General features: G+C 51.1%; 17 protein-coding genes. 3 read left to right on the forward strand and 14 right to left on the reverse strand.

All coding sequences use genetic code 11. The features are described 5' to 3' along the window. Positions 1 to 19: 19 nt before the first annotated feature. The 3 genes from D5366_RS03270 to D5366_RS03280 all read right to left on the reverse strand — a co-directional run bounded on the left by D5366_RS03270 (position 20) and on the right by D5366_RS03280 (position 1,986). A complete protein-coding gene (locus D5366_RS03270; protein WP_205839620.1) occupies positions 20 to 853 on the reverse strand; it encodes a GNAT family N-acetyltransferase in 834 nt (277 codons plus the stop codon). 98 nt (positions 854 to 951) lie between these two features. Continuing rightward, positions 952 to 1,485, reverse strand: coding sequence for a Fur family transcriptional regulator (locus tag D5366_RS03275; protein WP_141492274.1), 534 nt, complete (start codon positions 1,483 to 1,485; stop codon positions 952 to 954). Between the two features lie 93 nt (positions 1,486 to 1,578). Beyond that, complete coding sequence (locus D5366_RS03280; RefSeq protein WP_141492275.1) at positions 1,579 to 1,986, reverse strand: MucR family transcriptional regulator; 408 nt, start codon at positions 1,984 to 1,986, stop codon at positions 1,579 to 1,581. Between the two features lie 85 nt (positions 1,987 to 2,071). Here D5366_RS03280 and D5366_RS03285 point away from each other — a divergent pair, with 85 nt between their 5' ends. After that, on the forward strand, positions 2,072 to 2,314 hold the full coding sequence (locus tag D5366_RS03285; protein ID WP_141492276.1) for a sulfurtransferase TusA family protein: 243 nt from the start codon (positions 2,072 to 2,074) through the stop codon (positions 2,312 to 2,314). 125 nt (positions 2,315 to 2,439) lie between these two features. On the opposite strand, the gene D5366_RS03290 is transcribed toward D5366_RS03285, so the two are convergent. The 9 genes from D5366_RS03290 to D5366_RS03330 form a co-directional block, all read right to left on the reverse strand. After that, entirely contained in the window at positions 2,440 to 2,874 is a 435-nt protein-coding gene (locus tag D5366_RS03290) for a GNAT family N-acetyltransferase (RefSeq protein ID WP_141492277.1), read from the reverse strand. Continuing rightward, the gene (locus D5366_RS03295; RefSeq protein ID WP_240775320.1) at positions 2,874 to 3,506 is read right to left on the reverse strand and encodes a tRNA (adenosine(37)-N6)-threonylcarbamoyltransferase complex dimerization subunit type 1 TsaB; all 633 of its coding nucleotides are present in this window, start codon (positions 3,504 to 3,506) and stop codon (positions 2,874 to 2,876) included. The genes D5366_RS03290 and D5366_RS03295 overlap by 1 nt, the downstream gene beginning before the upstream one ends. Positions 3,507 to 3,530: 24 nt before the next feature. Then, complete coding sequence (locus D5366_RS03300) at positions 3,531 to 4,139, reverse strand: malonic semialdehyde reductase (RefSeq protein WP_141492278.1); 609 nt, start codon at positions 4,137 to 4,139, stop codon at positions 3,531 to 3,533. 3 nt (positions 4,140 to 4,142) lie between these two features. Next, the gene (locus tag D5366_RS03305; RefSeq protein ID WP_141492279.1) at positions 4,143 to 4,712 is read right to left on the reverse strand and encodes a NifU family protein; all 570 of its coding nucleotides are present in this window, start codon (positions 4,710 to 4,712) and stop codon (positions 4,143 to 4,145) included. Between the two features lie 84 nt (positions 4,713 to 4,796). Beyond that, entirely contained in the window at positions 4,797 to 6,155 is a 1,359-nt protein-coding gene (locus D5366_RS03310; protein WP_141492280.1) for an ATP-binding protein, read from the reverse strand. A 17-nt stretch (positions 6,156 to 6,172) separates the two neighbouring features. Continuing rightward, the gene (locus tag D5366_RS03315; RefSeq protein WP_141492281.1) at positions 6,173 to 6,937 is read right to left on the reverse strand and encodes a response regulator; all 765 of its coding nucleotides are present in this window, start codon (positions 6,935 to 6,937) and stop codon (positions 6,173 to 6,175) included. 104 nt (positions 6,938 to 7,041) lie between these two features. Further along, a complete protein-coding gene (locus tag D5366_RS03320) occupies positions 7,042 to 8,544 on the reverse strand; it encodes an efflux transporter outer membrane subunit (RefSeq protein ID WP_456306631.1) in 1,503 nt (500 codons plus the stop codon). A gap of 187 nt (positions 8,545 to 8,731) precedes the next feature. Next, complete coding sequence (locus tag D5366_RS03325) at positions 8,732 to 10,333, reverse strand: DHA2 family efflux MFS transporter permease subunit (protein WP_141492282.1); 1,602 nt, start codon at positions 10,331 to 10,333, stop codon at positions 8,732 to 8,734. Positions 10,334 to 10,342: 9 nt separating this feature from the next. Further along, positions 10,343 to 11,416: an HlyD family secretion protein gene (locus tag D5366_RS03330; RefSeq protein ID WP_141492283.1), complete on the reverse strand. Its 1,074-nt coding sequence runs from the start codon at positions 11,414 to 11,416 to the stop codon at positions 10,343 to 10,345. Positions 11,417 to 11,675: 259 nt separating this feature from the next. On the opposite strand from D5366_RS03330, the gene D5366_RS03335 reads away from it, so the two are divergent. Both D5366_RS03335 and D5366_RS03340 read left to right on the forward strand, forming a co-directional pair. Then, a complete protein-coding gene (locus D5366_RS03335) occupies positions 11,676 to 13,196 on the forward strand; it encodes a flagellin N-terminal helical domain-containing protein (RefSeq protein WP_141492284.1) in 1,521 nt (506 codons plus the stop codon). 145 nt (positions 13,197 to 13,341) lie between these two features. After that, positions 13,342 to 13,698 (forward strand): flagellar biosynthesis regulator FlaF, encoded by a 357-nt coding sequence (locus tag D5366_RS03340; RefSeq protein ID WP_240775322.1) that lies wholly within the window; start codon positions 13,342 to 13,344, stop codon positions 13,696 to 13,698. A gap of 19 nt (positions 13,699 to 13,717) precedes the next feature. Here the strand turns inward: D5366_RS03340 and D5366_RS03345 are convergent, their stop codons facing one another. Together D5366_RS03345 and folD are read right to left on the reverse strand one after the other, a co-directional pair. Continuing rightward, positions 13,718 to 15,682: a M1 family metallopeptidase gene (locus D5366_RS03345; RefSeq protein ID WP_141493795.1), complete on the reverse strand. Its 1,965-nt coding sequence runs from the start codon at positions 15,680 to 15,682 to the stop codon at positions 13,718 to 13,720. A 338-nt stretch (positions 15,683 to 16,020) separates the two neighbouring features. Further along, positions 16,021 to 16,932, reverse strand: a complete 912-nt coding sequence (gene folD, locus D5366_RS03350) for a bifunctional methylenetetrahydrofolate dehydrogenase/methenyltetrahydrofolate cyclohydrolase FolD (RefSeq protein ID WP_141492286.1) — start codon at positions 16,930 to 16,932, stop codon at positions 16,021 to 16,023. Between the last annotated feature and the right edge of the window lie 80 nt (positions 16,933 to 17,012).

Genomic DNA, 17,012 nt, shown 5'->3' on the forward strand with positions numbered 1-17,012 from the left:
GGCACCCAAATGTTAGATTTTAGGAATCGAGTGCATCCCGCAGGCGCCGCTCGTAATGGCGATAATATTTGTCTGCAAGGAGCTCGCTTTTGACGAGTACGGCGACGTCAGTCGTATTGAATTGTTCATCTACGACAGCACCGTCTCCCACATAGCCACCCAAGCGCAGATAGCCCTTAATCAAAGGGGGCATCTTGCTCAGGCATGCACGCGGCTCAAGCGTATGAGGGTCCTTGCGCAACATCTCGACGTAACGCTCTTCCAAAGCGCGAATACGTAAAGCAGGAGGTGCCAAATGATTATGGTGCAGATAGGTGAGCTGGTCAGCCAATACGTCGGGGTCCGTACCCGGTAGGCTACCGCAGCCAAAGAGCACATCAATCCGGTGTAAGAAGATGTATGACGCAATACCTTGCCACAGTAACGGCATAGCCGCACGACCTCGGTACTCTTGGGCGACGCAAGAGCGACCTACCTCAAGCAAACGGCCGGGGAACTCCGTCAGGGCAGAAATGTCATACTCTGAAGCCGTGTAAAAACGTCCGACTTTTTTGGCCGCATCGGAGCGCAGCAAACGATACGTCCCTACTACACCTTCCGCACCGGATGAGATGTTATGGTCAATGACCAGAAGATGGTCAGCCACATCATCGAACTCATCTACGTCACGTTTTGTGCGTAGCGCGCGTTCATCCGGGTGAGCGCCCATTTCTTCAAAGAACACACGGTAGCGCAGAGCCTGTGCTGCATCACGCTCTTCGTCAGTCTCTGCTAGGCGGACGCCTAGTGCGCCACCTCTGACCTCCTGGAAACCACCATCGCGGTTTAAGGCAAGCGTGGACAATGTTTCCATTTGCCGACGAGTTTCTTCGCTGCTGACCAGCGAGTGCGCCGTTCCTTCTCGCGCTTCATCGGTAGAGGACGGCTTTTCCAACTCTGTCGGCTTGAAGGTCATGTTTCGCTCTTATCTTTTTTGGCAGGAATATTTTTTGTGCGTTTGGCGTCCGGCAGGCGGCGTCCAAAAATTTCGATGCGGTGAGAGACCAGCTCAAAACCGAGGCGGCGGGCAATTTCCGTCATAAGTCGGACGGGCTCGTCATCCTCAAACTCTTCGACGTGACCTGTTTCAACGTCGATCAAGTGGTAATGATGCCCGTTGTCGCTTGCCTCGTAACGCGCGCGGCCACCGCCAAAATCGCGACGTTCCAAAATGCCCTTTTCTTCCAAAAGGCGAACGGTACGATAAACGGTCGCTACTGAAATCCTGCTATCGATTTCAGATGCACGGCGGTACAGCTCTTCCACATCCGGATGATCATCCGCTGCTGAAAGGACATAGGCGATGACACGGCGTTGCCCGGTCATCTTCAGCCCCTTCTCAATACAGAGACGGGCAATCGGCGAATCCTCTACGACTCCAGAACCAGCTGGCTGTCGAGCAGGAAGGCGGGATTCTGGGCCCGCATTTTTTGTGTCAGCGACCATGATTGCGGCCTAGCCGAAAAATACTGCTGTTGTCCAATACCTTACTATAAAAAAACCCGCTCTTTTTGAAAGAGCGGGTTTTAAAGTCAGGCATCAACCTGCACGACGACGGCCAAGGCCGATTTTGCGTGCCAGAGAAGAGCGATGGTTGGCGTAGTTTGGCGCAACCATCGGGTACTCTGGTGGCAGACCCCAGCGCTCACGGTATTCCTGAGGCGTCATGTTGTAGACGGTCTTCAGGTGGCGGCGGAGGAGCTTCAGCTTCTTTCCGTCTTCAAGGCAAACGATGTAGTCTGGGAATACAGACTTCTTCAGAGGTACTGCTGGTACTGGCTTTTCTTCCGGCTTTTCTTCCGGGGCATCGACAGTGGCAAGTGCATCGTGAACTGAGCGGATCAGCGCTGGCAGTGCTTCTGTTTCAACATCATGGTTGGAAACATAAGCTGTGACGATCTGTGCTGTCAGATGCTTGAAGTCTTGGACTTCCATTTCCTGTGACATGACCTAAATCCTTTACAACAATTGTGTTTGCCCCTTTAGCTGGAGGGCATAATGTTATTCAAGTGTTAAAGGATAAAAAAACGCTGTGAAAGAAAATGAAATACACACTATCGACATCAGGGATAAAAAATGTCCCATGACAACTGTATATATAAGAACAAAATTCGATAGTATCGATGCAGGCGATAAGTTAGAAATAATTTTAAAGGGACATGAGACCCGAAAAAATGTTCAGGAAATGTTGAGATTTATACCTTGTATAGTTGTAAAAGACTTCGATGTTTACATGGACGATAACTCGTTCTCGGGGCTAATCGAAAAAGAATAAATCTATATTTATTTATGGAACTTTTTTGTTTTTTATAAAACGCTTCTAAAATACTATCATACAAACCGTAAAAATTTATTTTTCCTGATAATGTTGGAAGCGTTTTTTTTCTGTTTTTTAATATTTTACAAACTTAAAACTGACGCATCACTTCCATCGCGGTAGTACCTCTTCCTGCGTCCTATGACAGTAAATCCCAGATTCGAGTAAAGTGATAATGCAGACTGATTCTGCACAGACACCTCAAGAAATATTGTTCCGTATTTTTGAACCGCCTTTACAAGGCCACTTGCCACACCCCGCCGCCTTGCGCTGGTTACTGTACCAATGGTCAGTATTTCTACTTCCCCTGCGATAACGCGATATAAAATTAGCCCTAGAGGCACATCTCCATCACATGCGAGATATGCCTGCGTTCCGGGGATACTGAAAATTTCGCTGAAAGCCTGCGCATTCCAGACTTCACCACCAGCGAAAATCTCAGCATGGAGTTCAGCAAGGACTTGGGCTGCCTCCGCTCCACAGGAGAGAAGATCAAAGCTGGGCTTGGGAACGGACATTAGACAGGTGCCGGACGCAGTCCAGCTGCTGGGGGTTTTGCTTCCGGCGGATCTACATACAAGGGCGACAAGGCATGCGTCGCGTCACACTCAGAAGCACGAACGATACCCAGCGCTGACGGCGCTAACACGGGAAACGATGGACACGGCCAAGTACGCCCACCGTCTACGGCATCCCCCATAACAGCACCCCAAGAGGAAGCATCAAGAGCATCTTCTTGAGAGGCGAAAACAGGGCCGTTAGGCGGGTCAATGAAAAAACGCCCTCTACGCGCCACACTCACGCACACAACGTCAGAGCGCCCAATGGTGGAACGAAGCGCCGCCCCCAGAGTAACCCCCACTGCTGGGCAATTATGGCCCGCAGCAATACCAGCCGCCAAGGCTAAAGACGCCCTTAGCCCCGTAAACGAGCCTGGCCCGACAACAGCAACAACCTTATCCGGTACAAAAGCTTGCCCTGTTGTTTCTTCCACCTCACGCAGCAAAGAGCGTAGCGTTGGAGCAAAATGCTCAGATGCTCCTCGTCCGGTCAGGACGGTTTCTGCAACCAGAACGCCATTATCGAGGAGAGCAACCAAGTTAGTGGGCTGTAGTCCCGCACCAGCGCCATTGAACACAATGGTCTTCATTCTATCTTCAGTCTTGGTCGAATGTTAGGACAAGCAAAAACAAGCTTCTTCAAAGCTCAGGCGCGGTGCTCGAGGCGGTGCGTGGTCAGGGTGTGGTACATTCTCTGCTGGATAGCCTAAACCAAGCAAGAAGTTGGCACGCCACCCCTTCCCGGCAAGCAGAGTGTCTTCAAGAGAGAATGCGTCAAACCCGGACATTGGCATAACATCCAGGCCGAGCATGCGGGCAGCGAGGATGAGGTATCCGCCTTGCAGCGTTCCGTTACGGAACGATGTTTCTTCAGACAGCCCAACATCCGCAGCGAACCAGTCCCGCAATGTGTCGTCTGCGCCAAGGCGCGACAGAGCCTCGAAAAACAAGGGGTCATGGCACACAACAGCAAGGACGGGCGCAGCCATGGCACGCTCGACATTGCCGGGCGACAAGCAAGGCTTAATACGCTCGCGTGCCTCCGGCGTTGTCAAAAACACAAACCGAGCGGGGGAGCAGTTTCCTGAAGTTGGCCCCATCTTCACAACGTCGTAAAGCTGTCGCAGTACCTCTTCCGAGACTGGACGAGACGAAAACGACGTTGCCGTACGGGCATTTACCAAAACAGAAGCCTCAGCGGGCAGCACCCCCAGCTCAGTCATTAATCAATCCTCGACCTGCTCAACCGCCACAACCTCTGGAACGTAATGACGGAGCATATTTTCAACACCATGCTTCAAGGTAGCCCGTGACGACGGACAGCCAGAACATGCACCCTGCATGCTGAGATATACGATACCATCACGATATCCGCGAAACACAATGTCGCCACCGTCACTCGCAACAGCTGGACGTACACGTTCGTCAAGCAAATCACGGATGCGCAGTACGGTCTCACTATCCTCTTCAGGGATCGCCGTATCTACTGCAGGAGCAATCTTACCTTCGACGAATACGGGACGGTTCGATTCAAAGAACTCGGTCAGTATTCCAAGCAACACAGGCTTCAGAGTATGCCATTCAGCATCCGCCTGTTTCGTCACTGATACAAAGTCATTGCCCAAAAAGACACGGCGCACGTCTGACTGAGCAAACAATGCACCAGCGAGTTCAGACGAACCCTCGGTGGAAGCTGCGTCGCCAAAATCAGCTGTGCCTGCGTCCCCCATGACCGCGCGGCCTGGCAGAAACTTCAGGGTCTCAGGGTTGGGGGTATCTTCAGTTTCGATGAACATGCGTCGTTCGTCCTTCTCAACACGTCTTCGTCAAATGTGCCGTTTCGCGTAGAGACGCAAGAGGCGGGAGGGAAATAATTAGGACTAAATCTGGTGCTCTTTCGTAGCGTCTTTCTCATACGGCAGTGAAATCATGGCGCAAAGCCCACCATAGCCTTTATGCACGTCGCCTTGACCGAGGCGGAACGTGCCGCCTTCGCGCTGAACTTCACGCAACACGATAGCCAAACCGAGACCGATCCCTCCCGTCTGCCGGGAGCGAGACCCTTCAAGCCGATAAAATGGCGTCAGCACACGCTCACGCTCACTTTCAGGAATACCCGGACCGTTGTCGCTAACTTGAATGTCTACCCAGCCCTGTTTTGTTTCTGCAATTTCTACCAAAACACGCCCGCCATAATTCAAACCATTTTCTATCAGGTTTGAAAGAACCCGCTTCATAGCCAACGGGCGCACCGTGATTCGTAAATGCTCCGGGCCTTCGTAGCGAGCGTCACGCCCCATATCTGAGAAGTCGTCCACCAATGTAAAAACCGTAGCGACGATGTCTGTAGCACGGGCGGTTTCTGGGTCATTAACGCCTGACAAATACGCCAGAACGCCATTCACCATCGTTTCCATTTCATCAAGATCGGCTTCAATCGCGGCTTGCGCCTCTTCGTCATTTAAAAAGCCTGATCGCAGCCTCAAACGCGTTAAAGGCGTACGCAAATCATGCGACACTGCTGCAAGCGCTTGTGTGCGGTCATCCAATAAGCTCTGAATACGCGTCTGCATCGCATTAATGGTATGCACAACACCGCGCACTTCACGCGGACCACGCTCGGGGAGCGGTGTCCATTCTTCATTGCTGCCAACCCGTTCAGCGGCCGCGCTCAAGGCCCGGAGCGGAAGGCTTAGCCCCTGTATAAGCATGGCTGCTGCTATGCTTACAGCTCCTGCAGTAATGGCCGCAGCGGCCAACCCACGTGTGAAGGTGTGGCGTTGCATCAACCCCGGAACGCGGTACCGCATAACGCTGCCATCTGGCAGAGTGGCTGTACCGAGCACGTCCGTAGCGTTCGGCGTTAAGGTATACAGGTCAAGCCGTGCTTTTGCGAGCGGAGCATAGTCTTTGGAAAGACGGTGCACTAGTCGCTGGAGCGAAACGCTATGGTGCTGCGGAAGATTAGGAAGGTTCGGCAAATCAGCGTGCGCTTCCCACGAAACATCAAGCTCACTGCCTGACAGCACAACTGCCAAGAAAGATCGCTGGTTAGGTGGAGCCGAAGACAACACGCGTAAGTCAGTGTTCAGGGCATCACCCAACTGAACAAACCTGACATCGTTAACAATGAAAGATTCAGCTTCATTGTAGAAAACTGTGTTGGCCATAAAGACCAACACAACAGCCACCACCATGACGACGCTTACACGCCCGACAAGGCCCAGTGGCCAAAACATGAAGCGCTCGAAGAGTTTCAGACTCGTTCCACTTCGGCGACGAAAATATAGCCCAAACCGCGCACCGTTCTGATCAGGTGCTCAGCATCACCGCCGAGTTTACGGCGCAGGCGACTTACGAGAACGTCGATACTACGGTCGGATACGTCCCCTAGCCGAGTACGCGACAGCTCAAGCAGCCTGTCACGGGCAATAACGCGCTGTGGGTTATCTAAAAAGCTCGTTAACAGGTCGTGTTCAGCGCCAGAAATATCGACTGTCACACCTGCTGGGTCGACCAATTCCCGGCGACGCAAATCGAGCGTCCAACCCGCGAACTTTAAGCGCTCGCGGCGTGTAGGCTCTTGTACTGTGCCCACGCTGCCGCGCCGTAGAGCTGCACGGACACGCGCTAGGAGTTCACGCTGCCCAAAAGGTTTAGGCACGTAGTCATCCGCACCAGATTCCAGCCCGTTGACACGATCACGCTCTTCGCCGCGGGCCGAGACCATAATGATCGGCAACTGCGCGGTTGGAGATTCACCCGGGTGTGTGACGGCTTGACCACTCCGCAAAGAACGGCACAGTTCTACGCCGTTGCTGCCCGGCAGCATGACGTCCATGATGATGAGGTCCACTGGGGCCAGCTCCAGAGCTTCCCACATTTCATCACCGCACGCGACGCCGCGAACACGGAAACCCGCCCCTTGTAAAGCGCGCAGTATCAAAGTGCGCATTCCTGCATCGTCTTCAACAACGAGAATACGCGCCGGTAGGTTAGGGTCAGTCAAGTTTGGCAGCACGATCTTGTTTACCCATGCAGAAAAGAAAAAACCTTGTTACCTAGATAACATGTAAATTGGCCTTAGCAATAAAAAGCCAAGGGCCAAGTATAACTCTTTGTTTATTAGGGCCCCGGTGACACGGCCGATAAAGGCCGTTTGGACAAATCACTTTCTGGCAGAACGCTCTCCCATCCTCCGCCTAGAGCATTGTAAAGACGGGCAAGATCGGTTGCGATGGAGCAGTCACTTTCAGCAAGAGAGAGCTGAGAAGATTGTAATTGGGTCTGGGCGTTCAAAACATTCAAATACGTGGTCAGCCCGGAGCGATACTGGCTTTTAGCCAAGCTTAACGAACGCTGATTATCAGCTACAGCCTTCGCAAGTCCCTCATGGTTTAACTGTTCGCTGCGGTAAGCAATCAAAGCGTTATCGACATCGTGCCAAGCTTGCAAAACGGTTTTCTGATAGTTGATAGCAGCTGCTTTTTGTTCGTATTCTTTAAGAGCCAGCTGACCACGCAAGCGCCCCCCCTGGAAAATAGGCAGCGAGATGGAAGGGCCGACGTTCCATGCGCGGGCATTCCAGAACCCCAAGTCCCGGAATGAAAGGCTTTGGAAACCGAAATCAGCACTAATCGTAATTTTTGGGTAGAAATCGGCTGTTGCTTCGCCGACTTGAGCCACGGCTCCACGTAGCTTTGCCTCTGCCTCGCGGATGTCTGGTCGGCGCCGTGCGAGCTCGGAGGGCAAACCCACCGGCACAAATGGCGGAACAACAGGCAACGGATGCGCAGAAAGTTCAGCGTGTAAACTGCCGGGGACGTTGCCAAGTAAGAAGGCCACAGCATTTTCTTCTTGTGCAACAGCCTGCCCCATTTGAGCAATGCGGCTTTCTGTTTCGTGCACACGTCCCTGCGCCGCATCGACGTCCAATTCAGACACCAAGCCTGCACGGTAGCGTGCTTGAGCAAGTGACTGAAACTGCTTCAATGTCGCTAAATTACCTTCCAAGACTTGGAGGCGTGTTTGATCCCCTCTTAGCGTCAGATAAGCGCGTGCCATATCTGCCTGCTGGGCGATGAGAACTCCGCGACGCTCTTCATCAGAAGCCGCAAGGTCAGCTTTGGCTGCATCATATTGATGTGCCACACGCCCCCAGAGATCTATCTCGTAAGTGGCGTCAATGCCGTCACGCCACTGGTCTAATTGCGGGATTTCTGTGGTGCTGGAAGCTCTCTGTGCAGCCTGGCCAATTGCGCCATTTCCTAGGCTTGAACCCACCTGCCCAATAGCCTCTTGGGCAAATTTGGAGCTAAACTGGCTCCGCTGATAGGACCCCGAAGCGCTCAAACCAGGGAACCGCTCTGCTCCGGCCATTATGAGTTGGGCGCGGCTTTGCGCCAAATTAGCCGTGGCCAGACGGAATGATAGGTTCTGCTGTACCAAGCGGTTTTCTAACGACGTGAGTTCTGCGTCGTGAAATACATCCCACCATTGCGCCGAAAACGCCGTTTCGCGCGGGTCACTAATGGGCGAACGCTTATCAGCGTTATTATAATGCTCTGGAGCCCAAGGTTTTGGTGCGTGGTACTCAGGCCCGACATGCAGACAACCTGACAAAGCCATGACAGCGGCACCCGATGATAAGGCACGCAAATAAGAAATTGCTCTCACGGTCAGCCCCTTAAAAGCTACTTTCCCCGCCGAAAGCCGCTTTGAACAAACGGAGCCGGGGTTCATTGTGTTAATCCGCCATGTGCGTTGAGCGTGGCTCAAGCCGGCCGGTGTTTTTTCGGCCATTGAAGCCAGTGTACTATGAATATCCTGCATCTACCTCAATGCCCCCCGCTGGGGCACCGCCCCGTTTTTTAACAGAAGGTGCCAAGAGGGCACAGAGAGGCACAACCATTAAGGCCAGAATGCCGATCCAACGGAACACTTCGTTATAAGCAAGCATTGCCGTTTGCGTCGTAAACTCACCCATCAATTTGTGCATTGCAAAACCGTGCGCGGCCGCCGGTGTTAACCCGTGATCTTGAGCTGTTTTTTGCACTACGTTGAGGTAGTCCGTATAAGGCTGGCGCCCTGTGATCATGTGGCCAGCAACATCGTTTTGATGCCTTTGACGGGCTTCAACAACAGCAGCGGTCGAGAGCGAAATAGCGAGCGAACCGAGATAGTTACGGCACATACTGAACAGCGCAGATGCATCCGAATTCAGTTCGCGCGGTAACGTTGAATATGCAACAGTTGAAATAGGCACAAACAGGAACGCCAAAGCCGCTGTCTGAGTGACGCGGTACTGGATTAATGTTGCAAAATCAATTTTGGGATTTAAGTGCGCTGCCTGAAACATCGACAAACCCATCAAAGTAAACCCAAAGGCAATAATGTAACGCAGCGGGATTACTTTCATCAGTTGTCCGACAATTGGTATCAGCACGATCACTGTTGCCCCACCAGGTGCGAGCAGAAGTCCGGAAGTCGTTGCTGTATATCCCTGAACCTGCTGAGCAAACTGAGGGATAATCACGGAAGAGCTGTATAACAGGGCGCCAACCATCGACATTAGAAGCATGCTGGTTGCAAAATTCCGGTCTTTGAATACCTCCAGCCGCAGCAGAGGCTGACGCGCTTTCAACATCCAGAAAATTGCGCCCACGATACCAACAATGCCAAGCACGGCCATCAGAATGATAAAGTGCGAGCCGAACCAGTCATCGTCTTCGCCTCTGTCACAGGCAAGTTCCAAACACCCTAATCCAAGGGTAATCAGGCCAATACCCAAGCCATCAATCGGTAAGCGCTGGCGCTTCTCCCATGGTGGGTCCTCGACCAAAGCCGAAACTGCCAGGACACAAATAATACCGAACGGAATATTAACGAAGAATACCCAACGCCAAGAGTAATCATCGGTTAGAAAGCCGCCAAGCAAAGGCCCAAGCACTGGGCCAACGATTGTGGCAATAGCCGTAAGGCCGAAAGCAGCGCCTCTTTTCTCGGGCGGGAATGTATCGAGGATGATTGATTGCTGGCTCGGCTGCAATCCTCCACCGAAAAAGCCCTGCATGAGACGAAATACAACCAGCATCGGCAGAGATTGCGCCAAACCGCACAGGAACGACGACACCGTAAACATGACAATGCAAATCAGGAAGTAACGCTTGCGTCCAAACAAACGTGACAGCCAGCCTGAGATCGTCAAGACGATGCCATTAGCCACCAGATATGCCGTCAGAGCCCAAGTCGAGTCATCGTACGACCCGCCGAGAGATCCTGCGATATGTGGCAAAGCCACGTTTACAATTGTTGTATCGAGTACCTCCATGAACGCGGCCATTGTGACCACCACAGCGATCAACCAAGGGTTATGCTTAGGCTTCCACTCTTCTTTAGATGAATCTGGTGCGCTCATGGTTAAGGCTCACTTCACATAGACTGTCGGTGTCACGGAAAGGCCAAGAGCCAGAGGCATCTGGGGGTTCAAACCGTTATCGATAATGATTTTGACCGGAATACGCTGGACAGTCTTAACGAAGTTACCCGTCGCATTTTCTGGTGGGAACGTGCTGAAATTTTCGCCAGATCCGAGCTGAATAGAATCGATGTGCCCATGCAATTTAAGGTCCGGGTACGCATCAACGCTCATGTCCACTTTTTGACCATTCCGCATGCGCGTAATTTGGGTCTCTTTGAAATTAGCGACGACCCAAACCTCTGGTTGGACAATCGTAAACAGTTTTTGCCCTGTCTGGACAAAATTACCCTGCTCTATGCTGCGCTCAGCAATCCAGCCATCATGGGGCGCACGCACCTGTGTCCACTCCATGTTGAGCTCGGCTTGGCGCAACTGCGCACGTGCAGATTCTAAGGAAGCCTGCTCTTGCGTCACCCGGGCGGAAGCGTTGCTCAAATTCGCATCAACAGGCTCTGCTTGGGTCAACTGTCCTTCAGCTTGAAGCACTTTTGCGCGTGCCTCTTCCAAGGCAGCACGTGCAGTATCGATGTCCTGCTGGGATGTCGCTGCACGGGCTACTGAGCGTTGGCGGCGATAATCAGCTTCTGCTTTTACCAATTGAGCTTGAGCTGCAGCAAGACTGCCTTTGGCCGTTACGAGTTTGCCGGGAAAGTTCTTCTGGGCTACCGCAACTTGCAATCGGTAAGCATCAATATTGGCGTTGGCTTGCTCTACTGCGGCTTGTGCCTTTTTCAAAGCTGCTTCGTAATCGCGGTTATCAACCGTGAACAAAACATCTCCTTCATGAACAAACTGGTTATCATTCACCAAAAGGCGTGTGACGTATCCATTAACGTGGGCCGCAACGGATATTTTGCGGCCTTCAGTATAAGCATCGTCTGTGCTGTATTGGTTGCGTGTCAGAAAAACGTAGATACCGATTCCGACTACAATCAACAGTACAATAAGAATGAGGATAGCCCTGCGGACAGGGTGAGACTTTTTTGGTGTCGAACCGGAGGGCTGATCGTCTTGCGCCATAAGGTCTCTTTACACTCCAAAAGAAGTTTTAAAGCTTTGTTTAAAGGCCGCAACGGGTGAACAGCGACACCGCAGAATGACCAAATTATTGGGGCTTTTCTTGCATATCATGTCTGGGGCAGCAAGCAGTAAAAAACTACCGAGTTTCCACCCTTCCTTTTCTACCCATAAAGACAGGAAAAAAGATGGAATTCAGAATCTATTAATATCCATTTGCCTATCCTCCGTCAGGCCATCATGAAGCTACGGAGTTAGCACTATGTCTATGTCAATCAATACCAATACAGCTGCAATGGCAGCACTTCAGTCTCTTAATCAAACGTCAAACGAGCTCGACAAAACGCAAAACGCCGTATCGACGGGTAAGAAAGTAAATTCAGCGGCGGACAACCCTGCTGTGTACGCAATTTCCCAAGGCATGAATGCTCAGATTTCTGGTTTAAGTGGCGTTTCCACCGGACTGCAATTTGCAGGTCAGGTACTGAATACTGCAACGCAGGCGACATCTTCAATCACCAGCAATCTAACCACATTATCTAGCACCATTACCCAAGCAGCCAATAATGGTATGGATCAATCGAAACTAAACAGCGCGATCCAGAGCACGCTACAGTCCATCGACTCAGCAGCAACCACTGCCACATTCCAAGGCGTTAATTTATTATCCGGCTCGAAGGGTAATGGCGTTACTTACAACTCCATTTCTGCGGCACAAGATGTCAGCGGGAATCTCTTCACTCAAAGCGGATTCAATGCGACTTCAGCAGGGCTGGGTTTAGAGGGGCTGAGCTCGTCAATGAGTGGGGTTAGCGTTGGCAATATAGGGACACTGTCTGGCACAGGCACCAGTGCTACCGTCCTACAAGTACAGAACCAATCTGCGGCGAACAAAGCAGGTGTAGCCGGCAATCCGGCTGTTACGACATCATTTGTGCTGGACAGCAAGCCTGGCGATTCCTCTGGAGCTGGCGCTGCAGTAACCGGACTAATTTCAGACTCACTTACTGCCAATAGTGGTTATTCCGTATCTATCAGCAGCAAGGGGCTTTCCATCAACGATGCCTCAGGAAAAAGCGCCATTAGTTCGGCAACGGTTGGCTCAGATGGGACGACCACCTACAAACTCAAAAACGGCGACAGCATCCAAAGCCAAGCCGATGCGTCAGGCAACATGACGTATAGCGTCGCTAAAGGTAGTGACGTTGATGCTAACGGCAACATTACGGCAATGAACAAAATCGTCGATGTCGATATTAGCAAAACTGATACATCGATCTCTACCACCCAGCAAAACAACGCCAATCAATCTAAACTTGTGACCGCCATTAACAATGCTGGTTTTGGTGCACAAACGGACAACGATGGTTCCATTACACTGGCGGGCGGCAACCTTGATACGACAACAACAAATGTAAAAGTTGGCACTTATGCTAGCGGCCAAAATGGCGCTGCAGGCAGTGTGACAGCCTCGTCAACCGCCACCGCTACACAAACGAGTGGCACTGCTGTTGTTCAATTGGCGGTCGGGGCTGCGCTTAACAGTATTGAACGCATTTCTGCCAAGATGGGTGTTGCAACCAATTCTGTAACGCAATTGCAGTCTTCGACGTCATCTCTATCGGATTCTTTGACATCCGGCGTTGGCGCTCTGACGGATGCGGACATGGCTGCTGAAAGTGCCAAACTCACTTCACTGCAAACGAAACAGCAGCTCGCTATTCAGTCGCTTTCGATAGCAAATTCTCAATCTTCCCAAATCATGAGCCTCTTCCGCGGCTAAAACTTCTAGGTGCAAAGGTAAAACGCCTTTGCACCTAATTGCCGTTTATGCCGTTTTAAATAAGGACACATGAAGAGTGAATTACGCGGCGTCACAATATCAAAGCCAGTCTGGAGGCTATCTCTCGCACAGAGAGACGGAAATCATGGCGCTTCGGCATGTTAATGCGCAGCTCATAGCCGCCAAAACAACCGATGAGCGGCATCAAGCCCTGCATTATAATCAAAAACTTTGGGGAATTTTTTTACGCAGCCTACAAAGAACAGACTGCCCCCTTGGCGGTGTACTCAAACAAGATCTTTTGACGCTTAGTTCTTGGTCTCTCAAACACTCCAACGAAGCGTTAATGAGACCATTAAGTCTGCAACCACTTATCGACGTCAATAATGATATGATTTTAGGCTTATCTTCGGACAGCATCGCCGCGGCTGAGGCCCCCCTCAAAACACAAACGGCAAAACACCCTTCATCATCAACTCTTAGGCTCGCGCTTACAGGCTGATGACGAAGGGAACGATTTTTTAGGGAGCTGTAATTTTTAAGGTGTTATCGCTGCGATCGACGTCCGGTATGAGTTGGTCGGGGTCTAACGATGCCGAAATAACGGGTTTGCCGACATGGACCGTTAAGGTTACATCGCTACTTTGCCGCCAGAATTCCGTCGGGAGAGTACGGTCCACCACACTCCCATCAGCGCATTTGAGTTGTAAATGCACCGGCATCGGTAAGGTCCCATAATTTAAAACTCTAACATTTACGTCCCCGCCTTTGTCCATTTGCACGGACTTAACAGCATAATCTGGCGCGGCATTCGTGAAATACCACCCACGCCAGAACCAGCCCAAGTCCTCTCCACCTTCGCTCTCCATAGCCCGGAAAAAATCTGACGGTGAAGGATGACGGAAGGCCCACGCTGCAATGTAGCGTTTAAATGCCCGGTCAAAACGATCAGGACCCAGAATTTGTTCTCTCAGCAATTTCAGGCCGTAGGCGCCCTTAAAATACGTAACGGAATGCCGGTATTTTTCTGAAATTTCGTCTGCTGCCGTCATCAGAGACGGGGCAGCCGCATCTGTCAGAACGGGGACAATATCCAACGCCGGTTTTCCGGTTTGCGGTGAGAACTCGGGGTCTTGCTTCGGTGCAAACTCTCCCTTGTTAAAATGATCCGACGCGTAAGCGTCTATGAACGTATTAAAACCCTCGTCCATGAAAGCATTACGACGCTCGTCAGAGCCAACGATCATAGGAAACCAGTCATGCCCAATCTCGTGCGTTGTAATCCAAAATAGCTGTGGGTCACGTTCATGCATTCCGTCAAAAACAATGCCGGGATATTCCATTCCGGCACCATAACCACCAACATTAATCGCATTTGGCCAAGGGTAGGCAAACCATTGTGCTGAAAAATACTCGATTGCGTGTTTGACGTAATCCGAAGAACGGTCCCACCCATTGGGCGATACGCCTTCACGCGGATACACGGACATTGCCAACCGTGGTGCTGCAGGGTGCCCTGGCCACGGAGAAACAGCTGGCAAATCAATGTGCTCAGCATCCCATAAAAATGCAGGTGATGCTGCAAAAGAGACATCGCGGGTGTTTTGCATCGCAAAATGCCACGTTGCTTCGCCTGATGTTTTTAGATGGCTTCGTGGATTTTCAACATCCTCTAGACCTCTGATCTGGACTCTTTTCTCGGAATGCCCAGCCTCTGCCAAGCGGCGCTTCTCTGTCTCGGTTAAAACGTCATTAGGGTTCAACAGTGCCCCCGAACCCACGACTGTGAAGTTCCACGGTACTGTAATGGAGTAGTCAAAATTGCCGTACTCAAGAAAGAACTCTTGCTCAAGGTAAGGAAGTGTATTCCAGCCGCGTCTATCATCGTAAACGCTGAGGCGTGGATACCACTGAGCCATTTCAAAAACGTCACCGTCCTGTGCTTTAGAAAAAGCTGTGCGGCCGCCCCAAACTCCGGGAACTGTATAATGCCACTTGATGTGCAGTTTTAAGTGTTGGTGAGGTTGCAGCGGCTTCTGTAATTTGATTTGCACACGCGTGTCTGAGACGAGGTAGGATAAAGCGTGCTCATTCCCTTCAGTCTGATCCGCGACGGTTTCTAAGACCGTCCCTTCCGTCGTTTCTTCTTCGGCAACTCCCGCAGCGTTCGATCGGGAGTCCTTCCGATAATGATTTTGCTCTAACTGCATCCACACAACATCAAGTGTATCAGGGCTATTGTTTGTATAAACAATATATTCGGTACCCTCTAAAGCGTGCTTTGGCGCGTCCAAACGGGCATTGATGGTATAATCAACTTTATTTTGCCAATATCCGGGCCCAGGAACGCCACTGCCTGAACGATATACGTTTGGTAAATCCGGCAAAGCAAACGGGGCAAACACCGCCTTTGGGTCCGATAGTGTTTTGCCCTGCGCTACCGAATTATTTGCAACAACTACGGTGCTTAGAACAGTACAGCCCATTACAAGAAAAGCTTTTTTAGAAAGCTTAGCAAACCGTAAACCGTTATTTTTCATACTCTATCAAAATCTTTTCGTTGCACGTTAGAAAAATAATACCCTTATGCAGGGCGTACTTACGAAAGATTTATCACGTTTTAAGGGTAGCGTATATTGTTTCGGTTTATTTATAATATCCAAACCTTGGATAGCCACAACTCGACAATAAGTGGGACCAATCTTTTGCACAAAAATCAGAAAAAGCGCTTAATGATAGGAGAAAGGAGCGTGTTTTTGAGAGAGAGCTTCGCAAAGATTTTAGTCTGCTCATGAAACTCTTTCAAACGCTCCCAAATGCCCGGTTACCCGACGTCTGAACCGCGAATAATCTTTTGCGTCACCTTTGCTGCCTGTAAGGTATTGTGCAGCAGACAAGCTATCGTCATTGGCCCGACGCCACCGGGAACCGGGGTAATGTGCCCCGCTACCTTAACCGCTTCATCAAACGCTACATCACCGACTAGTCGTGTGCGGCCCTCAGGGGTTGGAACACGGGTAATGCCGACATCGATAACCGTTGCACCAGGTTTGATCCAGTCGCCACGCACTAATCCATGCTTACCAGTTGCTACAACGAGAAGGTCACCTTCTCTAGCAAGCCCCCGGACGTCTTTTGTGTGGATATGCCCTACTGAAACTGTGCAGTTCTCTTTAAGCAGAAGCTGCGCCATAGGCTTGCCTACCAAATTTGACGCTCCAATCACAACGGCGTGCTTACCGGTAAGGTCCTGATGGACAGATTTTAATAGCATCAGGCAGCCCAAAGGCGTGCAAGGCACAATACCCTCGGTACCCAACGCCAGACGGCCTGCGTTTACTTCTCCCAATCCGTCAACATCTTTATGTGGAGCAATAGCGTTTGTAACCACCACCGGATCGATCTGACGCGGCAAAGGAAGCTGCACAAGTATTCCGTGAATACGCGGGTTCGCGTTCAATTGCTCAATCAAGTCAAGCAACTCATCTTGCGTCGTGCTCTCCGGAAGCATGTGCATAAACGACCGCATCCCTGCACGGTGCGTTTGAATTGCTTTATTCTTAACATACACTTCAGAAGCAGGATCGTTACCGACCAACACCACCGCCAGTCCCGGCAGCGGATTCCCCTGTCCAATAAACGAGGTAACTTCTTGGCCGATTTGTTCTGTCAAAGCCCGCGCAATGGCTTTACCGTCAATAAGCTGACCGACCTGCTCACGAGAGTGAATGCTCATATGGGGGCTCCGGATGACAAAAAGACTAAGGACAGGTACGATAAAACCTCGACCACACTTACGGTCGCGATTTCAAGGAT

It is taken from the genome of Neokomagataea tanensis (assembly GCF_006542335.1).
GTDB lineage: Bacteria > Pseudomonadota > Alphaproteobacteria > Acetobacterales > Acetobacteraceae > Gluconobacter > Gluconobacter tanensis.

Excerpts from the sequence above, each read along its gene's own strand:
- D5366_RS03330 (WP_141492283.1), bottom strand. The coding sequence starts at position 11,416 with ATGGCGCAAGACGATCAGCCCTCCGGTTCGACACCAAAAAAGTCTCAC.
- D5366_RS03295 (WP_240775320.1), bottom strand. The coding sequence starts at position 3,506 with ATGAAGACCATTGTGTTCAATGGCGCTGGTGCGGGACTACAGCCCACT.
- D5366_RS03300 (WP_141492278.1), bottom strand. The coding sequence starts at position 4,139 with ATGACTGAGCTGGGGGTGCTGCCCGCTGAGGCTTCTGTTTTGGTAAAT.
- D5366_RS03305 (WP_141492279.1), bottom strand. The coding sequence starts at position 4,712 with ATGTTCATCGAAACTGAAGATACCCCCAACCCTGAGACCCTGAAGTTT.
- D5366_RS03340 (WP_240775322.1), top strand. The coding sequence starts at position 13,342 with ATGGCGCTTCGGCATGTTAATGCGCAGCTCATAGCCGCCAAAACAACC.
- D5366_RS03320 (WP_456306631.1), bottom strand. The coding sequence starts at position 8,544 with ATGGCTTTGTCAGGTTGTCTGCATGTCGGGCCTGAGTACCACGCACCA.
- D5366_RS03335 (WP_141492284.1), top strand. The coding sequence starts at position 11,676 with ATGTCTATGTCAATCAATACCAATACAGCTGCAATGGCAGCACTTCAG.
- D5366_RS03345 (WP_141493795.1), bottom strand. The coding sequence starts at position 15,682 with ATGGGCTGTACTGTTCTAAGCACCGTAGTTGTTGCAAATAATTCGGTA.
- D5366_RS03310 (WP_141492280.1), bottom strand. The coding sequence starts at position 6,155 with ATGTTTTGGCCACTGGGCCTTGTCGGGCGTGTAAGCGTCGTCATGGTG.
- D5366_RS03270 (WP_205839620.1), bottom strand. The coding sequence starts at position 853 with ATGGAAACATTGTCCACGCTTGCCTTAAACCGCGATGGTGGTTTCCAG.
- D5366_RS03275 (WP_141492274.1), bottom strand. The coding sequence starts at position 1,485 with ATGGTCGCTGACACAAAAAATGCGGGCCCAGAATCCCGCCTTCCTGCT.
- D5366_RS03280 (WP_141492275.1), bottom strand. The coding sequence starts at position 1,986 with ATGTCACAGGAAATGGAAGTCCAAGACTTCAAGCATCTGACAGCACAG.
- D5366_RS03290 (WP_141492277.1), bottom strand. The coding sequence starts at position 2,874 with ATGTCCGTTCCCAAGCCCAGCTTTGATCTTCTCTCCTGTGGAGCGGAG.
- D5366_RS03325 (WP_141492282.1), bottom strand. The coding sequence starts at position 10,333 with ATGAGCGCACCAGATTCATCTAAAGAAGAGTGGAAGCCTAAGCATAAC.
- folD (WP_141492286.1), bottom strand. The coding sequence starts at position 16,932 with ATGAGCATTCACTCTCGTGAGCAGGTCGGTCAGCTTATTGACGGTAAA.